Origin of the sequence: Anatilimnocola aquadivae, from assembly GCF_049819085.1 — a bacterium.
Taxonomy (GTDB): Bacteria; Planctomycetota; Planctomycetia; order Pirellulales; family Pirellulaceae; genus Anatilimnocola.
On sequence record NZ_CP187419.1, the window covers coordinates 2630112 to 2650236 of the forward strand.

Consider the following 20125-nt stretch of genomic DNA (forward strand, 5'->3'; position numbering starts at 1 on the left):
CAGTCGAGGAAAATCGTTGGTGCTACAGCGCTCGTAGGTATTTCACGGCGGCGGAAATCTCTTCCAGCACGTTGTTCGAATCCTGACGGCGAATGGTGAGATAGCCGCGATATTGATGTTCTTCGAGCGCGCCAAGAAGCTCGGGAAATTCAGCACTGCCGCGGCCCAGGGGCACTTCGATGCCTCGCCCAGCAGCAACATCGCGAGTGCCGTCGGTGGCGTGTACATGGGCGACATACGCGCCGAGCGCTGTGGCTGCTTCGCGCGGGTCGAAACCATGCACGATCAGGTTCGCCGGATTGAAGTCGACGAAGAGCGAACTGGGCGGCAATGAATCGATGAGCTTGCGCAACTCCGCGCCACTTTCGGTGCCGGTTTCGGCAGCCAGAAACGCGCCGACCCGTTGACCTTCGCGACCGAGATCCATCAGGGCAGTTTTCAGCGTGGTGAGGGCGGAGTGATCCTCGTCGGGTGGCACGCGGCCAATGTGGTTGATGACGACGTTCGTTCCCAGGTCATAGGCCAGCTTCAAAGCCTGCTTGGTGGCGTCGATGCGGCGGTCGAGATCGTCCACGGTGCTGTAGCCCCGCCGGGTGCGGAACGAGAGGGCCGCCACCCGCAAATTCAGATCTTCCAGCATTTTCCGCACTTGCCGAACGCCTGTATGGCTTAAGTCGGCCACGGAAACCTCGTTGCGGCCGTCGATTTCGACCGCTTCGGCACCCAGTTTGGCAGCCGTAAGCAAAGCTTGCTTAAAGGGGAGCTTGAGACTCGCTAGTTCAATGGCAACCTTGATTTGCAGCATGTTCTCGCTTGGTACCTGCGCGTCGGTTTCCCCTGGGGAAAGACGAACGCGGATGGAAATCTTATGAATGCTTTGACACCGCTCATTCTATCGCTCGTGGCCTTGGCGGGCGATGACACTGCGGCCCGTTCTCCGAGCGGCGGGGCCGATGCTGCGCACGAAGCAACTCTACCCCATGCGGTGCAGGTTTTTCGTTGTAACTTCGAAGTCGCCGACGACCGCAATTACGACGGGTGGCCCGATGGCTGGATTCGTCGCCGCGGCAAAGAGTTCCCCACGTTTCTCAAAATTGGAATCCAGCCCGAGTCGACCGGTTCGAAAGAACCTGTTGCCGGTGAGCGTTACTTGCAAGTCGAGTTAAGCGGCGGGAGCGCCGGTCTGTTGACTCCCAGTTATTCGCTCGGCGCGCGAGGCAGCTTTCTGTTCGAGTGCAAAGTACGCACGAAGCAACTGAAGCACGATCAGACGTTTGCCACGCTGACGTTTTATGATGACCACGGCCAGCCCCTCGAGTCGTACGACTCGAACCGCCTGACCGATGCACCGACCTGGCAAACCTTACGTGTCGGGCCGATTCTGCCAAAGAACGACAAGGCGACTCATGCTCGCGTCACGCTTTCGATCGCGCCGCGAGGTGATCTCGAAGATTTGAACGGCACCGTTCACTGGACCGGCCTGCGAATGTTGCGCTTGCCGCGCATTGCCCTGCGGGCAAGTGGCGAGTTGCAGGTTTACGATTCGCTCACGGCTGCCGAAGTGACATGCGAAGTCTCAGGCCTCGTCGGTGCCCGACCGGAGTTGCGTTTCGAACTGCTCGATCACACCGATCGGGTAGTCGCGACGGACATGCTGCCGCTGGTGCTCGAAGAAAAGAAGCCGCAGCTCAAACACAACAAGGATCAAGATGCGCACGAACAAGCAGCGCCGCAAGCTGGATTGACCGGAAGTGCCAAATGGAAGCCGCCGATTCCTGACTTCGGTTTCTACCGCGTGCGGGTTTCGATGCAGCAGGCTCCCGCTCCAGGCAAAGAAGATTTACCCGTTCCCGAAACGACAGAAGCCACCATTCTGCATCGCAGTCTGTCGCTGGCGGTGCTTCGTCCCTTGCCGCGCGTGAACGGCGGTGAGTTTGGTTGGTCGTTGCCCGGCGGCGAAGATCCGCTGCCACTCAATCCACTGGCCACGTTGCTGAGCCAGGCTGGCTTGGGTTGGGCGAAGTATCCCGTTTGGTTCAGCGAGCAAGAACAAGCGAAGGCCGATCGGCTCGCCTGGTTCGCCGAGCGTTTAAGCATTCACGGCATCGAAATGGTCGGCGTACTCGATCAACCGCCGTCGCCCCTGCGCGAGATGTTTCGCGACAAAGGCCGCTTGCCGGCTGCTTCGGTGTTTCAAGAACCGCAGTTGTGGCAACCTGCCGTCGATCCGGTGATGACGCGACTTTCGCTCAAGGTGCGCTGGTGGCAATTGGGCGACGATCGCGATACCAGCTACGTGGACTTCCCCGATCTCGACCAACGCGTGCAGGGCATCAAGACCCACTTCGAACGCTTTGGCCAGCAAGTGCACTTAGGATTTGGCTGGCGCTGGCTGCGCGAAATGCCAACTGCCCGCGCCACTCCGCCGTGGGAGTTCCTGTCGTATTCCGCCGAGCCAGAACTAACTGCATCGGAACTGGCCGCCTACTTGCCGCGTAAAGTCAGCCCCGCGCCGCTTGCAGCGCCCGACAAGAAGAAAGACAAACTGCCGACGACTCCGGTCTCGCTCGATCCCGAAGCGCCGGTCGTTCCACCGACGGCTCCTTCCCCCTCTGCGTTGTTGCCGCGGGCTTGGGTGGTGCTCACTCCCTTGCCCCGCTCGCAATACAACACGGCCACGCGCACACTCGACCTGGTGCAGCGAATGCTGGCCGCGCGGCAGCATGGAGCTTCGGCCGTGTTCGTGCCGCAACCGTTCAGCGAAGAACAAGGCCTGATGAATGCTGATGGCTCGCCCGGCGAACTGTTCGTTCCCTGGCGAACCACAGCCACGCTGCTGGGCGGCACACAGTACGTGGGGCAGCTGCAGTTGCCAGGCGGCAGCGTGAATCATGTCTTTTCGCGTGATGGTCAGACCGTAATGGTGATCTGGAACGACACGCCAGGTACCGAGACGTTCTACTTGGGCGACAATGTGCGCCAACTCGATCTGTGGGGGCGTGAGACCAAGCCTGAGTTCAAGTCGACGAACGACCAAGGGGAAGATCAGCCCGAAACGACGGTCGCTGTTGGTCCCGAGCCCACGTTCATTTTGGGTTTGGACGAAGGGCTGACTCGCTGGCAAATTCGGACGAAGTTTGTGACCACGCATCTCGAAAGCGTCTTCGGTCGCCAACAGCCGGTGACCATTCGCCTGGAGAATGCCTTTCCTCAAGGCGTGAGTGGCACCGCCACCTTGCATGCCCCCAAGGCGTGGAATATCTCTCCGCAGGTGCTGCAGTTTCGCATGTCGGAAGGCGAAAATGTCCAGCCCGAATGGCTGGTCTCGCTCCAGCCCGATGCGGCGAGCGGCATGCAGCGGGTGCGGATCGATTTTGAACTCACCGCTGAGCGAAACTATCGCTTCAGTGTCTATCGCACATTGCAACTGGGCCTCGATGACGTGACAGTCGAAATGCGTACGCGTGTCCGCGAAGATGGCTTACTTCTGGTCGAACAACACGTAACCAATCTGACCGGCAAGCCGATTAGCTTTCAGTGTTTGCTGTTTCCACCCGGCCGCCGCCGGGAAACAAAGCAGATGCTGCACCTTCCCGCTGGTCGACACACGGTCACCTTCCTGATTCCGCAAGGCGATTCGCTGATCGGCCAGACGCTCTGGCTGAGAGCCGAAGAAATCGGCGGACCGCGGGTGTTGAACTCGACGGTCGTGGTAGAGCGGTAGTCAGCGTCCTCTCACGCCACCGCCCCTGCGGCGGTGGTTCTTTGACTTTTGCCCTAGCTGGTTGTCTGAGCGTAATAGAATGCCGGAACATCGCGGAGTACCGCTTGTTGCCGGCCTACGATTTCTGCTCGGTCACTTCCGAGAACATCGAGGCAATGACTTCTTCGAGTGGTGGATCTTCGACGACGACGTCTTCGATGGTGCGTTGGGCGAGGATAGCGGCGAGAGCGCGTGGTACTTCAGCGCGAGGGATGCGGACCTTCACCTTGGGAAGTTCCACGCTGACGATGTTGCCGAACTGCTCGAGACCGCGGGCAGATTCTCCGGCGGCCAGTTGCAAGGTGATCAGCTTTTGCCCGCTAAAGCGGTCGACAATGCCGCTGAGCGAGCCATCGTACTTGATCTCTCCCTGCGCGATGATGACGACGCGTTTGCAAAGAGCCGCGACGTCTTTCATGTAATGGCTGGTGAGCAGCACCGTGATCTGCCGCTCTTCCTGATACGTCTTCAGGAACTGCTGGATGCGATGCTGGGCGACCACATCGAGGCCAATGGTAGGTTCGTCGAGAAAGAGCACTTCGGGTGAATGGAGCAGCGCGGCGGTGAGTTCCATTTTCATCCGCTCGCCGAGCGACAGTTCCCGCACCGGCTGATTGAGCAAGCGGCCGATATCGAGCAGCTCGCACAGTTCGTCGAGCGTCGCTTTGTACTGCGCCGGATCGAGGCGATAAATCTGCTGATGGAGCCGGAACGATTCGCCCGCAGGCAGGTCCCACCAGAGTTGATTCTTCTGCCCCATCACCAGGGCAAAGCGGCGGCGATACTCCAGTTTGCGTTCCCACGGCACAAAACCCATGACCTCGGCACTGCCGGAGGACGGATAAATGACGCCGGAGAGCAGCTTGAGCGTGGTTGTTTTGCCCGCCCCGTTCGGCCCGAGAAACGCCACGAACTCACCCCGCTCGACCTGCAAGCTGACGCTGCGGACGGCCTGCACTTCGCGATACTCGCGCTTCATTAAGCCCGTTATCGAAGCCCACAAACCGTCTGCCTTCTGATACACCCGGTAGGACTTGCTGAGGGAATCGACGGAGATGACAGGCATGGGCAAACGCAGAATGATGAAGGCAGAATGCAGAACGAAGAGCGAGTGGCCTCTATCTTATCAAGCAAAATCCGGTCGCGGCGGCGGTCGCCAGTATTTTCATTCTGCGTTCTGCATTTTGCATTCTGCATTCATTAGAATACCAGACACGCTCATTCTTCTCGTCCGCGCCCAAGGCCATCGTTCACATGTATTTGATCGAAAATCCGGTGTTGCAGCGCGAGTTGTTGGTGAACTTGCGGATGGGGCGGGCGTTTGTCTTGCTGTTTGTGTATCAAGCCCTGCTGGGCGCTGTCGTGTACTTTGCCTGGCCGCAAGATACGCACCTCGACTTGACCGCCAATAGCCAGCACGCGACGCAAACGCGGGCCCTCGTCGACTTGTTCTTCATCGGCCAGTTCGTGATCGCCTCAATGATGGCCCCCAGCTTTGCGGCGGGGTCGATCACCAGCGAGAAGGAACAACATACTTACGAAATGCTGCTCGCCAGCCCGTTGCGCCCCGCGGCCATCGTGCTGGGAAAGTTAGTCGCGGCGCTCACGCATCTGGCGGTGCTCATTTTTGCTTCGCTGCCGATTGTGATGCTCTGCCTGCCACTCGGTGGTGTGTCGGTCTACGAAGTGCTCGCGGCTTATACAGGCCTGCTGTTGTCGGTCATCACGTTCGGCATGATCAGCGTGGCGTGCAGTGCGTTCTTTCAGAGGACGAGCGCCGCCCTCGTCGTGTCGTACCTCCTGATTTTGCCACTGGTGATTATCGGCGCTATCTTTTGGCTGCAAATGGCTCGCAACGCCGAGTTCCGCCTGATGCTCATTCTCACAGTACTGCCGGCGCTCTCTGCCGCTGCCTGCCTGGTGCTGTTCTTCAACACCAGTTCGCTCCTGCTGCATCCGCCAGACGTGGGCAGCGAAGGGAAGGAAGTTGTCGACCTGGAACAGGAGGCCCAGCAAGCCGTCGGGCTCGTAATTCAGCGCGATCAGTTCCCCGACAAGCTCTTTGCGCCGCCCAAACGCGACGATCTGATGGAGGATGACGCGAACCCAGTCTACGACAAGGAAATCCGCAGTGAGATTTTCAGTCAAGGGACGCTGATGCTGCGCCTGGTAATTCAGGTCAGCATGGTGCTGGCGATTCCGTTCATGGCGGTTTGTTTGTACATCTATCCCAAGTGGGCCGCGTGGTACATCAGCTATGTGGTCGTCTTCAATATGCTCGTCGGGCCCGTCTTCTCGGCAGGCAGCGTGACCAGTGAACGCGAGCGAGAAACACTCGATTTGCTTCTCACCACCGTCATCACGCCCTGGCAAATTCTCTGGGGCAAGCTCATCGCCGGCCTGCGCGTCTCGAGTGTCCTCACGTTGTTCCTCGTCTGGCCGGTGTTGCTTGCCTGTGCCATGGTGAAGGATTACTGGACGAACTTGCCTTCTGTCGGTGCATATTTTTCGATCATCCTGCTGACGTGTCTCACCACGGCGATGATCGCCCTCTTCTGTTCGGTGCTGTTCCGGACCACTTCGATGAGCCTGATGACGACGTACCTGGTAATCATTCTGCTCTTCTGTGCTCCCCTGGCAGTAAACTTTTTCGCGCAGACGTTCTTTCAAGATCACCCCAACACCCCCTGGGTTGCGCAGATGGGCTTTACGAGTCCCTTTGCCGCGTCGTTTGCGGTGCCGCTCGATATTCAAGACAGCACCAGCAATGCCGCCAGCGAGTTGCAACAGCAGGGCAATTGGCCGCTCTATGCGCTCTACGTCGGTTCGACGCTTGGCATCAACGGCCTGCTACTACTCGTCATGATGTGGCTCTTCAGCACCCGCTGGCGTGTGGCAGCGTAAGCCCGCACTCACCGCGCCACCGCCCCTGCGACGGTGGTTCATGGGGTTTTGCAATCGCTGCGGCCTGCGTACTATGCCGCCGGAACTTCGCGGAGTACCGCTTGTTGCCGGCCTACGATCGCCGTAACTCTTCCATCCGCCCCTACTCTCCGGGAAAACTTTGTTCACAAACAGGCCTGGTTTGTGAACGCGACCTGCGATATCTCTCGGGTGCGGCGCGCCTGCGTGTTCACAAACCCTACCGGTTTGTGAACACCCCTCTTCTCACGCGTTTCGACTTACGTCGACTCGCTCCACTTGTTTCTCGCCCTGTTCGCTCTCATTCACCTAATACAGCGATCCATCTTCGTTGTACGGTTCAACCAAGTTTTCAATGAACAAGCCGTGGCGGAATCAAGGCAGTGATCAGAAATGATGAACGATCCATTTCGTGCTTCGCGAGGCCTGTTCATGGGCCACTTCTTCGCCCGCTCTTCGGCCGAACTGAAATCTGTTCGAAGCGTGATTCTTTGTCAAATGTCTCCGCATAATTTTTTTCAGTTAGTCAATATTTGGGTGAAACCGGCAGAGGTTTGCCAGGGGAATGAGCTGGAAGGATCTCGGTGGCATTAGCCCCTCAGCAGTCGCCAATAGAGTTCGCGAATGCGGCGGGTCATCGTTTGATGGCGGAACTGGTCGGCGAAGAGTCGCTGACCTTCCTGGCCGTACTTGCTACGAAGTGTGGCATCATTGGCGAGAGTGATGATCGCCTTTGCGAACGCGTCGACGTCACGCGGCGGAATCAAAAAGCCCGTGCGATCCGGCAGGCACACTTCCCGAGCGCCGTCGATGTCGTAACTGACAATCGGCTTGCCGGCGATCAGTGCCTGTGGCAACGCCCGTGCGAGTCCTTCGCGCAGGCTCGCATGCACGAGCATGTCCATCGCTCCCAGATACTGCGGAATCGTCGTTGGCGGCACGAGCCCCGTAAACACAAAGTGCCGCTGCAAGTTGGCGGCGGCAATTTGCGCCTCCAACTGGCTGCGCAAGATCCCATCGCCGATAAACAGGAATCGCACATTGGGATTCGCTGCCACTACAGCCGAGGCAGCGGCAATCACGTCGTCGTGCCCTTTCAATTCAAACAAACGAGCAATCTTGCCGACGACAATATCAGTCTGGGCGAAGCCCAGTTCCTGGCGCACTCGCGCGCGGTGATTATTTGCTGCCAGAAACGGATCGACGTCCATCCCGCTGCTAATCGTCGTGAACTTTGCTCGCGGCGCAACGCCGGCCGCCACCAACTGATCGGTCATCGCATCAGCGACGCTGATCAGCGCATGACACCGCGCGGCAGCATACTTTTCGCACGCCCGGTAGAAGGTGCGTGTCAGCCACGATTGATACGCGTGAAACGGCGCACCGTGAACGGTATGCACAATCGCCGGCACTTTCAGTTCCCACGCGGCCAGCCGGCCGAGAATGCCTGCCTTGGCACTATGCGTATGAACGACATCGGGCTCGAAGTCGGCAAGCACTCGCTTGATCGCAAAATAGCTGGCCAGATCATTCCGCGGATCAATCGCGCGGCGTAAGGAAGGGATCTCATGCACGGGCACGCCGTGTTCGGGCCCCCCTCCCCTGCCCTGCTGCAGCAAGTCGCCTTCAGGACCAATCGCGGGCCCGGTAATCAGCAGCACATCGTCGCCATGCAGTTCAATCAGGTCACGGCAGTTGAAGAGCGTATTCTCTTGCGCACCGCCAACGATCATTCGCGTAATCAGATGCGCGACGCGCATGGCAGCCTAGTCATTCATCAAGGAGTTCGGCGGGCACTTCATCGGCCATGGCCGCCGCTGGCTCGCGCACAAAGTTCGGATCGTCGTAGCCATCATACTCGACGCCAATCAGAAACAGTCCCTGCGGCGGAGCCGTCATACCCGCCGCTCGGCGATCTTTGGCCGCGAGCGCTTCCGCGGCGAAATTCACCGGGTGCAGGCCCTTGCCGATCTGCACCAGCGTGCCGGCGATGTTGCGCACCATGTTGTACAAGAAGCCATTCGATTCGACTTCAATGATTACGCGCGAGGTCAGGTCCGCTTCGCGCCGTTCGACAAGCACATCGAGCACCGTCCGCTCGGTCGTCAGTCGGCTGGAACCGGTCGACTGATAGCTCTTGAAATCGTGCGTGCCGATGAGCGCTCGCGAGGCTTCCCACATCAGCTTCTCATCGAGTTGCTGACGAACGTGCCAGACGTACTGCCGGGCGAAGATATCGGGCAACCGGCCATCTTGCACCACGTATCGATATCGCTTGCGGCAAGCATCGCGAATGGCATGAAAATCGGGCGGTGCAAAACTCAAGTCGCAGACCAGCACGTCCTCGGGCAACTCCGCGTTGATCCCCTTCCGCAGGGCATCGCACGTTAGCTGTGTATCGCACTTAAAGCTCACCACCTGTCCCAAGGCATGCACGCCCGCATCGGTCCGGCCGCTCGCCGTGCAACGGACCCTTTGCCGCGTGATCGTTTCAATCGCCCGCTCTAACTCAGCCTGCACCGTCCTCGAGTTCGGCTGCCATTGCCAGCCACCAAAATGGGTGCCGTCGTAGGCCAGGGTGAGTTTGAAGGAAGGCATGGGGCGGGGGGACGAGATGCGGGGGACGGGAGGCGAGGGAAATACAAGTTGGAAACTAATGTGGAACTGAATCTTTGGGCAAACCGAGGCATAGGGCAAATAGGTTTTTCATCCCTCGTCCCCCGCCTCTCGCCTCCTTCCCCCCTACCCCACCACAATTCGCAGCATGCGGCGGAGAGGCTCGGCGGCACCCCACAGGAGTTGATCGCCGCAGGTGAAGGCCGACAGATAGCGCCCCTTGGCAGTGGGCTCGAGTTCGAGTTTGCGCAGGCGACCCACGGGGACATTCAGTGTGCCGCTGATGGCGGCAGGAGTCAGTTCGCGAATCGACCGTTCGCGTTCGTTGGGCACAACCTTCGCCCATGGATTGGCGGCGGCGAGCATCCCTTCAATTTCACTGACCGGTGCATCTTTGGTCAGCTTGATCGTCAGCGCCTGACTGTGGGACCGCATCGCGCTAATGCGCACGCAGAGTCCTTCGACCGGAATCACCTTCTCGCCGGTCAGGCCAAGAATCTTGTTCGTTTCAGCCTGTCCCTTCCATTCTTCCTTGCTCTGGCCGTTGCCCAGATCCTTGTCGATCCACGGAATCAAGCTACCGGCCAGCGGCACGCCAAAGTTCTTCGTCGGGTAGTCGCCGCTGCGGATCACTTCGCTGACGCGACGATCGATTTCCAGAATGCTCGACGCCGGATCGGCCAGCTGCTCTTTCACGCTGCCGCTGGCGACTGCCATCTGGCCGAGCATCTCGCGCATATTCTGCGCCCCAGCGCCCGAGGCCGCCTGATAGGTCATGCTCGTGATCCATTCCACCAGGCCGGCCTTGAACAAGCCCTGCAGCCCCATCAACATCAGGCTGACGGTGCAATTGCCGCCGACATAGTTCTTCACGCCCTTCGCCATTGCATCTTTGATGACGTGTAAGTTCACGGGGTCGAGAATAATAACCGCGTCGTCCTTCATCCGCAGGGCCGAGGCCGCATCGATCCAATAGCCATTCCAACCAGCGGCTTTCAGCTGGGGATAGACCTCGTTCGTCCAGTCGCCACCTTGGCAAGTGACGATCACGTCCATTTTCTTCAAGGCGTCGATGCTGCCAGCGTCTTGCAGTTTGCCTGATTCCTTGCCGTTCACCGTTGGGCCATTACCGCCGGCCGCCGACGTGCTGAAAAACACGGGCTCCACCTCGGCGAAATCATTTTCGGCCTGCATCCGCTGCATCAGGACCGAACCCACCATTCCCCGCCAACCGACCATCCCCACAACACGTTTCACGACTGGCAAACTCTCTTATTCTTGACGCTTATCCGGTACGAACCAGGCAAACCATCAGCCTAGTTTAGAGCCAGGAAGCTGGCAATTGCTAATAGGTTCGCGCGAGCCGGTTGCCGGCCCGCAAATTTCCCGCAGTAGGCCGGCAACAAGCGGTACTCCGCGAAGTTCCGGCGGGTGCAAGACTCATCTCGCCACCGCCCCTGCGACGGTGGTTTATTGGCTTTTGCAATAGGTTACGGTCCCCATGCCGGAACTGCGTTCGTCCACCTGTTTCGGCCTACCTTTCAATCGCCGTAAGTCCTCACTCGAGCCGACTCACTTGCGAGACTTTGTTCACAGACCGGGGGAGGTTTGTGAACGGGACCTGCCGTATCTCTCGGCTGCGGCGCGCCTGCGTGTTCACAAACCCTGCCGGTTTGTGAATACCCACCCTTTCCACACGCTTGGACTTACGTCGACTCACCCTTCGACTTGGGTAGGTTTTGAGTGACTGGGCCTAACAGCGTTACTCCTCCAACTGCTGATCGGCGAAATACGAGATGACCAGCTCCTGTTTCGACTTGCTCGCGCGGTCAGCGAGGGCCGTCAGTTCCATTAGCAGTTCGGCAACGTCAGCCAGTTCGGTGTTGGAATTGGGAAAGCCATCGCTGGCGGCCCATTGCTTGGCGATTTTCGTGGCCTGGGCATCACTGAGCTGTGTCAGCGCCTGTTGAAACTCAGCCGGCAGCGGAATGAGCTGTGCGGGGTCCATGCCGACGGGTTCAATTTCGGCAATCACCACGAACGAATCCTGAATCTCTTCCGCAGGCTGATTCAAGAGAATGGCCGCCAACTCGACGAGTGCCTGTGGACCGTAGGCGGGCATCTCCATTTGATCGGCCGCTTCGATAGGGCTCTCGTCCCGCTCGAGATAGCCGGCCGTCATCGCCGAGACCAGCATGAAGTCGGCCTGCGTCAGCTGCAGATGCTCCCAAGTGAAGGCTGTTTTCCAAGCATCGTCTCCGGCGGCATAGGCCACGAACGCAGCGGCGACATCTTCCACATCGTGTGGAGGATTCGCGGCCGCGTAGTGCTCGTCGGTCGAGCCTGTCTGATACTCAACGACAAAACCATCTTCAGCCGTGTTCATTGTTTGAATGAACGTCAGATCGCTGGCACTCAAAATGGCGAACTCTCCCTGATCGAGCGCCCGCAGATGCCGCACGATCGCTTTGGCGTCTGGATTGCGAATCGTCCGCTGGTGGTTGATGATAAGCTCCACGCGTCACTCCGGCGTCTGGTTGGGCAGTGATGAAGTAGCACAATCTTACAAAGTGAATTCGGGAAATTCTCGCTCCCCGCCGACGAATACCTGTCCAGCAAGTTTTTCTCCCTGAATTCCACGAAAGGCAAACACGATCCATGAGCATGGCCAAGACGAAACCCGGTACGCCCCCTGTGTACATCGGTCCCAACAACACCCACTCGGTGGCCGTCGGCTACCTGTGCTGGCTGCTTGGCATCTTTGGGGCCCACCGCTTTTACTTTGGCAAGCGGAAGACGGGCACGCTGTGGTTTTTCACCGGCGGCCTCTTTCTCATTGGCTGGCTCGTCGACCTGTTTCTGATTCCCTCGATGGATCGCCAGGCCGACAACCGCTATGCCGAAGGTCCGCTGAATTACAACGTGGCCTGGTTGCTCCTCACATTCCTTGGCGTGTTTGGCATCCACCGCTTTTACATGGGCAAGTGGCTGACCGGCATCCTGTGGCTCTGCACTGGCGGTCTCATTGGCATGGGTTGGCTCTACGACCTGTGGACGCTGAATGAGCAGGTAAGCGAGATCAATCTGCAGCCGAGGATGTAGTCGTGACGGATCGTGCCCCGAAGAACGAAGAGGAGCCTGCGGTTGATCTTCCTCCTTTCACCCGCGACGAATGGAGCCGGCGAGACATCGTGATCGCCGTGCTCTTCGCAGTAGGCTTCCTCAGTTGGCTCGGTCTGGTCTTGTGGGTGTACTCGGTGGCAGTGCGCTCGATTCGCAAGTCGCCTCGCTCAATTAGCCCGACGCGTCAGGGTACCTAAGAAGTGCCAGCGAGAAGGATTACCCAGCAACCATGTTGCCACTCGCTTGCATCGCCTGCACGCCCCAGCGAAGATAACAGCTTCCCTGCCTGACCTGAATTCTCTCCCGCATAGGTTCCGCTCGCGATGAAGCTTTCTGCAGCTACGTTTCTGGTGCTGGTCAGTGCAACTGGTCTCTCCGCCGCCGATATCGACTTTGCTCACGAAGTGGCGCCAGTGCTCAAGCAGCATTGCGGCAAGTGCCATCTGGGTGAGCAGAAAAAAGGAGGTCTCTCGCTCGATACGCGCGAGGCCCTGATGACCGGCGGCGACTCCGGCAAAGTGGTGACGGCGGGTAAAGGTTCCGCCAGTGATCTCATCGAACGACTCAAGTCGACCGACAAAGACCTGCGCATGCCCCCCGACGGTCCGCGCGTCCCCGCTGAGCAAATTGCCAAACTGGAAAAATGGATCGACGCCGGCGCAGCTTGGGAAGATGGTTTTCGCTTCAGCAAGAGTGGCTACGAACCGCCGCTGAAACCGCGCCGCCCTCCCCTGCCCCAGGCCCGTGATGGTCGCGAAAACCCCATCGACCGCATTCTGGACGAATACCTGGCGCAGAAAATGGTAGCTCGTCCCGCGAATGTCGACGACGCAACCTTTGCCCGGCGAGCTTCGCTGGACCTTGTCGGTTTGCTCCCCACGCCCGAAGCTCTCGCCCAATTCGTGAACGACCCGGCGAGTGACAAACGCCAGCGATACGTCGAGCAACTGCTGGCCAATGACATCGACTATGCCGAACATTGGCTCACCTTCTGGAACGACCTGCTCCGTAACGACTACGCTGGCACCGGCTTCATTACCGGCGGTCGCAAGCAGATTTCGAAGTGGCTCTATCAGGCGCTGGCGACGAACAAGCCCTACGATCAAATGGCGCGCGAATTGATCTCGCCACCAACTCCCGACAGTGCCGGCTTTATCGACGGCATCAAGTGGCGCGGCGATGTGAGCGCGGGCCAGACCGTCGAAATTCAGTTCGCTCAAAGCGTCGGCCAGGCACTGCTCGGGATCAATCTCAAGTGTGCATCGTGCCACGATAGCTTCATCGATCGTTGGACATTGGAAGAGTCGTACGGCCTCGCCGCGATCTATTCGACACGTACGCTCGATATTCATCGTTGCGATAAGCCCACCGGCAAGCAAGCGGCTGCCGCGTGGCTCTTTCCGGAACTCGGCCAGGTCGATGCCAAGGCGGCTCAGCCCGAACGGCTCAAGCAGTTGGCTGGCCTCGTCACCCATCGCGACAACGGTCGCTTCACGCGGACCATCGTCAATCGGCTCTGGCATCGCCTGATGGGGCGCGGCATCGTTCATCCGCCGGACGCGATGCAAACCGAACCCTGGAACGCCGACCTGCTCGACTTTCTCGCCGAAGATCTCGTCGAGCACGGCTACGATCTGAAACGCACGCTGAAGCTGATTGCCACGTCGGCCGCTTATCAAAGCCAGATGGAAACGGTCGGTAAAGATACCGACGACGAAGGCTACACGTATCGCGGTCCGCGGTCTCGCCGTTTGACCGCCGAGCAGTTTATCGACTGCGTGTGGCAACTGACCGATGCTGGGCCGGTGAAATTCGACGCACCGATCATTCGCGGCTCGGCTTCTGCCTCGACCGGTGCTCCTGTCCCCGCCCGTCCCGTACACGGCAAGTGGATCTGGTCGCGGGCCGAGGTGGGCGATGCGGCCGCTGGAGAGACAGTGGTCTTTCGCAAAACTTTTGAATTGAAGTCGGTGCCCGTGCAAGGGATTGCTGCCGTCTCGTGCGACAACAGCTACACGCTGTTTCTCAACGGCGCGAAGATTCATGCTGGCGACAACTGGGAAGTGCCCGACGCCGTTGTGCTGACCGGCAAACTAAAAGCAGGCAAGAACGACTTGGTGATCGTCGCCAAGAATGGTGGCACTGGTCCCAACCCCGCGGGTCTGTTTTGCGAAATCGTCGCTCACCTGAACAACAAACAGGAAACAATCATCCCCAGCGATGAATCGTGGCAATGGACGAAAACGCAGCCCGATGGCAAAGGCCGATTCGCCAAAGAACCTGCCGATCTGCAGCCCGCGGTTGCGGTGAAGTCTGCCGACGTGTGGAATAATCGCGTTGGCCCCGAACTGGCGAACATTCTCACTTCTGGCAGTCAGTCGGTCGGTCGCAAGGCGCGAGCTTCGCTAGTGAAGAGCGATTTTCTAATGCGGGCGATCGGTCGTCCGAACCGCGATCAAATCGTCAGCGTCCGCCCCGCCGATCTCACCACACTCGAAGCCATCGATCTGGCCAACGGTCAATCGCTGGCCGATAACTTGCAGCAGGGTGCCAAGAAGCTCGCCGCCCGCGAGTGGAAGTCACCCGACGAATTCATCCACTGGCTCTTCCAAAGCACCCTTTCCCGCGAGCCTTCCCCAGCCGAGCTTGCTACGATGAAAGAAGGCCTTGGCAATGAGCTAAGCCCCCAGAGCATCGAAGACGCACTCTGGAGCGTGCTGATGCTCCCCGAGTTTCAACTCGTCCGTTAATCCGATCATTAAGCCGGAAGCATCAGCGACCGGAAAGTAGTCACCGCAAAGAATACCTCCGGGCGCTAACGCCCGGCTCAGGAATAGTTCCCATGACAAACGTCAAGCAACACGAACTTACCGCTCGTCGCCAGTTTGTGCAGAGCCTGGCTGCGATGTCCGCAGCGGCGTTGATGACCGGCGAACCGCGCCGCATCTTTGCAGCGGAAGAGAAGATCGTCCAACCCAAAGCGACTGCCGATTCGTGCATCCTGCTGTGGATGGGCGGCGGCATGGCAGCGCCCGATACCTTCGACCCCAAGAAATATGTGCCGTTCGAAGTCGGTGTGCCGGTCGCCAAGATCGAAAGCACGTTTCCGGCCATCGATACCGTCGTCGATAACATCAAAATCACGCAAGGGCTGGAGAACATCGCCCAGGTGATGGATCGCGGCACTCTCATTCGTTCGCACGTGCTCCCCGACCTTGGCCACATTCTGCACTCGCGTCACCAGTACCATTGGCACACCGGTTACGTGCCGCCGCAAACGGTGGCTTGTCCGCACCTTGGCGCGTGGATGGCAAAAGTTCTCGGCCCGAAGAATCCTGTCATTCCTGCGTTCATCAACATTGGTCAACGGCTGGAAGGTGTCGGCGAGCAGGAAGAACTCAAGGCCTTCACGACCGCCGGCTTCTTTGGCAGTGAGTTTGGACCGATGAACCTGCCCTATCCAGAAGAGGCAGCACAATCGGTTCGTCCACCGAAAGGAATGCAATCCGATCGCTTTGAGAGCCGCAACAAACTGATGCGGAAGCTGATCGATCAATCGCCTCGGCGCGAGTTCATTTCCGACTATCAGCAGCAATCAATGCTCCGCTCACTCGAAAATGCTCACCGCCTGCTGAGTGCCAGGGAACGAGCGGCATTCGATATCTCGCTCGAACCCAAAGAAAGCTACGACAAGTACGATACGGGCCGCTTTGGTCGCGGCTGTCTACTCGCGCGGCGGCTGGTGGAATCGGGCGCGCGATTCATCGAAGTGACGACCGAGTACGTGCCGTTTCTCAACTGGGACACGCACGCCAACGGTCACACGACGCTGCAAGCGATGAAAAAGCAGATCGATGGACCGATTGCGCAGCTGATTCTCGATTTGGAGTCGCGCGGGCTACTCGATCGCACGCTGGTGATCCTCGCCAGCGAGTTCAGCCGCGATATGCTCATGGAAGGTGTGCCCGGCTCGAACGCCGGCGATCAGGCGACCGAAAAGGTCGACGTCATGAAAGAGCTAAAGCACTATGGCCAGCACCGGCACTTCACCGGCGGCTCGTGCGTGATGATGTGGGGCGGCGGCATCAAGAAGGGGCAGCTCTATGGCGAGAGCGCTCCCGAGCGGCCTTTTCTCGCGATTAAGAATCCCATTAGTGTGATGGATCTACACGCCACCATCTTCTCGGCGATGGGCATCAGCCCAGCCACCGCCTACGACGTCGAAAACCGCCCGTTCTACGCCACCGAAGACGGCAAGGGCAAAGCGGTGAAAGACCTGTTTGTGTAGGCGTCGTGACGACTACGACGGATTCGCCACCGGAGCCGGTGGCGCGGCGCTCAGTTGCGAGAGGACTTGCAGCACGCCATTGAGATGGGCGAGGCGCGGGCCGAAGCGATCGACGAATTCGTTCAAGATGAAATCGCTATCGCCGAGAGACTCTTCGTTATCGAACACATCCTGGGTGATGTTCTCCAGGAATTGCGTCTGCACCTTGCTGAGCGTTTCAGTCGCGTATCGGCAAGCTTGAGCCAGCTTGGGATTGGCTTCCTTCCACTGATTCAATTCTTGTTGCCGCTGCTTCTGGCCTTGGCTCAGATGGTTCGACATCTCTTCGAGCAGGGTGATTTCCCGCTTTTGCCCCTCGAGCATTTGCCGCAGCAGCGCCACGATCAGCTCGTTGGCGTCGATTTTGGACTGGTTGCTGTTTTCGGTGCGCGGGTCAGCAGAGACGTCGATGCTGAACATGGCCGAAAACTGGCGGGGATCTTGCGACATGCGGTTATCCTTGGCGAGATGTACAGATCAGTATACACGGCTCCAGAAAGCTGTCGAGCAAATGCATAACTTTAGGGAAAACCGCGATTATTCCGGCGCTTGACAGTTGGTGACGGACAAGTTCAAGGCTCTGCCACGAAAACCCGATCCTTGAAACAGTTGGTTCGCCGGTGACAACACCGCGCGAACTGCCGCGTATTGGCAGCCAGCTATGATAGCTGCCACCAAACCCTGCCTGACCAGCCGCTTCACCCTTGAGCCAACTCCTGATGCCCGCTGATAGCCGGACACCCTCTGCCCTGGGATTTCTTACCGTGACCGAACACCCCGAAATGGGCCTGTTCGGCGGTTACCTCGTTTTGAATCATGCTGGTCGCCCGCTTGAGTTTCATTGCACTTCGCCCGTCAAAGCCAACCGCGCTCAAGAGATCTTGTACGGCCCCACACTTCGGCCCTATCTCTATGGTGAACAGATCGGCCAAACGCTGATCGGCAAGGCCAAGAACGAAGTGGCTCTCGTGTGCACCGACTTTGCCGCCTGCCTGGCAGCCCGCGAGTTCATCGAGAAGCCTTTGCTGCTCGTGCTGGGTGGCAACGAAAACGCCGACAGCGAGACGCTGTTCGGCGGCCGCTTCAAACTCGGCAAGAACGAAATTGCGGTTGCCGCGAGGTTCGCAGCCGACGAACAGGCCGCGCGGGCCTTTCACTCGCAGCTCGTCGATGGCATCGACTTGTCCGAACCGTTCGCGCGCATTCGCGAAGCGCTCGAAGAAGCCCAGAAGAGCGTGCGACCGCAGGCCGCGTGATCTTTCTGGTTCCCTCGCCTCGGTACTCCGGGGAGAGGGTTAGGGTGAGGGGGCTTCCAGACCTGCGAACAAACTTAAATTCGCCCCAGCGATCAGACAAATGAACCAAACACAATAGCCGCGACGAACACAGTTCTCCCCTCACCCCGGCCCTCTCCCCGGAGTACCGACGAGAGGGAGTTTGAAATAACACAGGTGCGAAGCATGGATGCGATGCCCTCGGCCAATCAAAGCCTGTCGCTGCAAGCCAGCGATCTGTCGCTCCCTGTCGATACCTTCGCGCTTGGCTGGCAAACAGCACTCACGCGTGCGCCGCGCATCGAGACCAGCACGGTCGATATCGCCGGCCAGCCCATCAAGGTGATTGCGCTCAAAATTCCGCGCACGTTGCCGCGAGTCTACAGCTTCACGTTTCCCGAGTGCCCCTCGTTTTTCCAGACACCGCCGCCGAAAGAGCCGAAGCAACCCGCGCAGGAGCCCGTTACTGCCGAGAGCACGGAAGCAACCGAAACGGCGGAAGGTGAAACCGAAGGGAAGCCCGAAGCCAACAAGCTCACGCGCATCAAGCCGCCCGGCGACATCGTCAAGCTGGAAGATCGCTTGTACTACGTCCTGCAGCCGCCACTCGAATCGCTGGTGAAGAATGGCTCACTGACGTTTCCGTTTGAGCCCTTTCCGTATCAGTTTCAGGGCATCGCCTTCATGTATCCGCGTTATACCGCGGTGCTGGCCGACGAAATGGGCCTGGGCAAAACGATGCAGGCCATTACGACCATTCGCATGCTGGTCCGCGCGGGAGAAATTCGCAACTGCCTGCTCGTTTGCCCGAAGCCGCTGGTCACTAACTGGCGACGCGAGTTTCAAACCTGGGCTCCTGAGATTCCGATCAATATTGTCGAAGGCGATTCCAACAAACGCCGCTGGCAATGGACCGAAGCGACCGCGCCGGTCACCATCGCCAACTACGAACTGCTGATGCGCGACCGCGATGTGCTTGATTCCGGCTTGCACTTCGATCTCGTCGTGCTCGACGAAGCCCAACGCATCAAGAACGTGGGTGCCACCACCAGCGAGATCGTTCGCTCGATCAGTCGCACTCGCAGTTGGGCTCTGACCGGCACGCCGATTGAAAATCGCGCCGACGATCTGGTCGGCATTTTCGAGTTCCTTTCTCCCGGTTATCTGCAAACGGGATTGCCCGCGAAGAAGCTTGCCGAGCTCGTGCGCGATCACATTCTGCGCCGCACCAAAGACATGGTGCTGACCGATATGCCGCCGAAAATGTTCCGCGATGCGGAACTGGACCTCACGCCCGAACAATGGGCGACCTACAAGATGGCCGAGGACGAGGGAGTCATCAACCTGAACAACATGGGTGACCAGATCACCGTGCAGAATGTTTTCGAGCTCGTGTTGCGACTCAAGCAGATCTGCAACTTCGATCCGCTCACGGGCTCCAGCGCCAAGCTGGAACGGCTCGAAGCCGACATGGAAGAAGTCGCGGCCAGCGGCAAGAAGGCAATCGTCTTCAGCCAATGGACGAAGACCATCGATCAGATGAAGCCTGCTCTCGCGCGGTTCAACCCGCTGGAGTATCACGGCAAGATCCCGTCGCCCAAGCGCGACGGAATTCTGAAAGAGTTCAAAGAGAACAAAGACCGGCACATGATCATTATGAGCTACGGTGCCGGCAGCGTCGGACTCAATCTACAGTTCTGCGAATACGTCTTTCTGTTCGACCGCTGGTGGAACCCGGCCATTGAAGATCAGGCGATCAACCGGGCCCATCGCATCGGTGCCAAGGGTGCAGTCACAGTTACTCGCATGCTGGCGATGAACACGATTGAAGAGCGGATCAACGAAGTGCTGAATCACAAGCGGGAACTCTTCTCCGCGGTCATCGATCAGACCGGCGGAGCTTCGAGCGCCGGCCTTAACCAAAGCGACATTTTCGGCCTCTTCAACCTCCGCACGCCGAAGGGCCCGATCAAGGCCGCAGCGTAGGCTTCTACATCTCATCCTTCTCGCCCCCCCAATTTTTCCCTTCCGCCCCCGGGCCTGCCCCGGGGGTTTAACGGTTTTTGCGCTACCCGGCGGCCTAAGATCGTCCGCCGGCCA

Annotated in this window: 15 protein-coding genes; 8 read left to right on the plus strand and 7 right to left on the minus strand. The window is 58.9% G+C overall.

Annotation, left to right across the window (positions count from 1 at the left end):
• Window positions 1–22: 22 nt before the first annotated feature.
• The gene (locus tag NA78x_RS10685; protein WP_425618432.1) at window positions 23–805 is read right to left on the minus strand and encodes a sugar phosphate isomerase/epimerase family protein; all 783 of its coding nucleotides are present in this window, start codon (window positions 803–805) and stop codon (window positions 23–25) included.
• Between the two features lie 63 nt (window positions 806–868).
• On the opposite strand from NA78x_RS10685, the gene NA78x_RS10690 reads away from it, so the two are divergent.
• A complete protein-coding gene (locus tag NA78x_RS10690; protein WP_425618433.1) occupies window positions 869–3724 on the plus strand; it encodes a hypothetical protein in 2856 nt (951 codons plus the stop codon).
• A 115-nt stretch (window positions 3725–3839) separates the two neighbouring features.
• Here NA78x_RS10690 and NA78x_RS10695 read toward each other — a convergent pair whose 3' ends face one another.
• Window positions 3840–4829 carry an ABC transporter ATP-binding protein gene (locus tag NA78x_RS10695; RefSeq protein WP_425618434.1) on the minus strand — a complete coding sequence of 330 codons (990 nt, stop codon included), beginning with the start codon at window positions 4827–4829 and terminating at the stop codon, window positions 3840–3842.
• A gap of 188 nt (window positions 4830–5017) precedes the next feature.
• On the opposite strand from NA78x_RS10695, the gene NA78x_RS10700 reads away from it, so the two are divergent.
• Window positions 5018–6667: an ABC transporter permease gene (locus NA78x_RS10700; RefSeq protein ID WP_425618435.1), complete on the plus strand. Its 1650-nt coding sequence runs from the start codon at window positions 5018–5020 to the stop codon at window positions 6665–6667.
• Window positions 6668–7275: 608 nt separating this feature from the next.
• Here NA78x_RS10700 and NA78x_RS10705 read toward each other — a convergent pair.
• From NA78x_RS10705 to NA78x_RS10720, 4 genes are all read right to left on the minus strand, one after another.
• On the minus strand, window positions 7276–8445 hold the full coding sequence (locus tag NA78x_RS10705) for a glycosyltransferase family 4 protein (protein WP_425618436.1): 1170 nt from the start codon (window positions 8443–8445) through the stop codon (window positions 7276–7278).
• 10 nt (window positions 8446–8455) lie between these two features.
• A complete protein-coding gene (gene truA, locus NA78x_RS10710; RefSeq protein WP_425618437.1) occupies window positions 8456–9283 on the minus strand; it encodes a tRNA pseudouridine(38-40) synthase TruA in 828 nt (275 codons plus the stop codon).
• A gap of 144 nt (window positions 9284–9427) precedes the next feature.
• A complete protein-coding gene (gene asd / locus NA78x_RS10715) occupies window positions 9428–10558 on the minus strand; it encodes an aspartate-semialdehyde dehydrogenase (protein ID WP_425618438.1) in 1131 nt (376 codons plus the stop codon).
• A gap of 505 nt (window positions 10559–11063) precedes the next feature.
• On the minus strand, window positions 11064–11819 hold the full coding sequence (locus tag NA78x_RS10720; protein WP_425618439.1) for a hypothetical protein: 756 nt from the start codon (window positions 11817–11819) through the stop codon (window positions 11064–11066).
• Window positions 11820–11965: 146 nt separating this feature from the next.
• Between NA78x_RS10720 and NA78x_RS10725 the strand changes: the two genes are divergently transcribed.
• The 4 genes from NA78x_RS10725 (at window position 11966) to NA78x_RS10740 (ending at window position 16712) form a co-directional block, all read left to right on the plus strand.
• Window positions 11966–12403 carry an NINE protein gene (locus NA78x_RS10725; RefSeq protein ID WP_425618440.1) on the plus strand — a complete coding sequence of 146 codons (438 nt, stop codon included), beginning with the start codon at window positions 11966–11968 and terminating at the stop codon, window positions 12401–12403.
• A gap of 2 nt (window positions 12404–12405) precedes the next feature.
• Window positions 12406–12621 carry a hypothetical protein gene (locus NA78x_RS10730; RefSeq protein ID WP_425618441.1) on the plus strand — a complete coding sequence of 72 codons (216 nt, stop codon included), beginning with the start codon at window positions 12406–12408 and terminating at the stop codon, window positions 12619–12621.
• A 126-nt stretch (window positions 12622–12747) separates the two neighbouring features.
• Window positions 12748–15174, plus strand: coding sequence for a DUF1549 domain-containing protein (locus NA78x_RS10735; protein WP_425618442.1), 2427 nt, complete (start codon window positions 12748–12750; stop codon window positions 15172–15174).
• A gap of 92 nt (window positions 15175–15266) precedes the next feature.
• On the plus strand, window positions 15267–16712 hold the full coding sequence (locus tag NA78x_RS10740; protein ID WP_425618443.1) for a DUF1501 domain-containing protein: 1446 nt from the start codon (window positions 15267–15269) through the stop codon (window positions 16710–16712).
• Window positions 16713–16724: 12 nt separating this feature from the next.
• On the opposite strand, the gene NA78x_RS10745 is transcribed toward NA78x_RS10740, so the two are convergent.
• The gene (locus NA78x_RS10745; protein ID WP_425618444.1) at window positions 16725–17201 is read right to left on the minus strand and encodes a hypothetical protein; all 477 of its coding nucleotides are present in this window, start codon (window positions 17199–17201) and stop codon (window positions 16725–16727) included.
• Between the two features lie 314 nt (window positions 17202–17515).
• Here NA78x_RS10745 and NA78x_RS10750 point away from each other — a divergent pair, with 314 nt between their 5' ends.
• Entirely contained in the window at window positions 17516–18007 is a 492-nt protein-coding gene (locus NA78x_RS10750; protein ID WP_425618445.1) for a hypothetical protein, read from the plus strand.
• A 204-nt stretch (window positions 18008–18211) separates the two neighbouring features.
• Complete coding sequence (locus tag NA78x_RS10755; RefSeq protein WP_425618446.1) at window positions 18212–20011, plus strand: DEAD/DEAH box helicase; 1800 nt, start codon at window positions 18212–18214, stop codon at window positions 20009–20011.
• Window positions 20012–20125 lie beyond the last annotated feature (114 nt).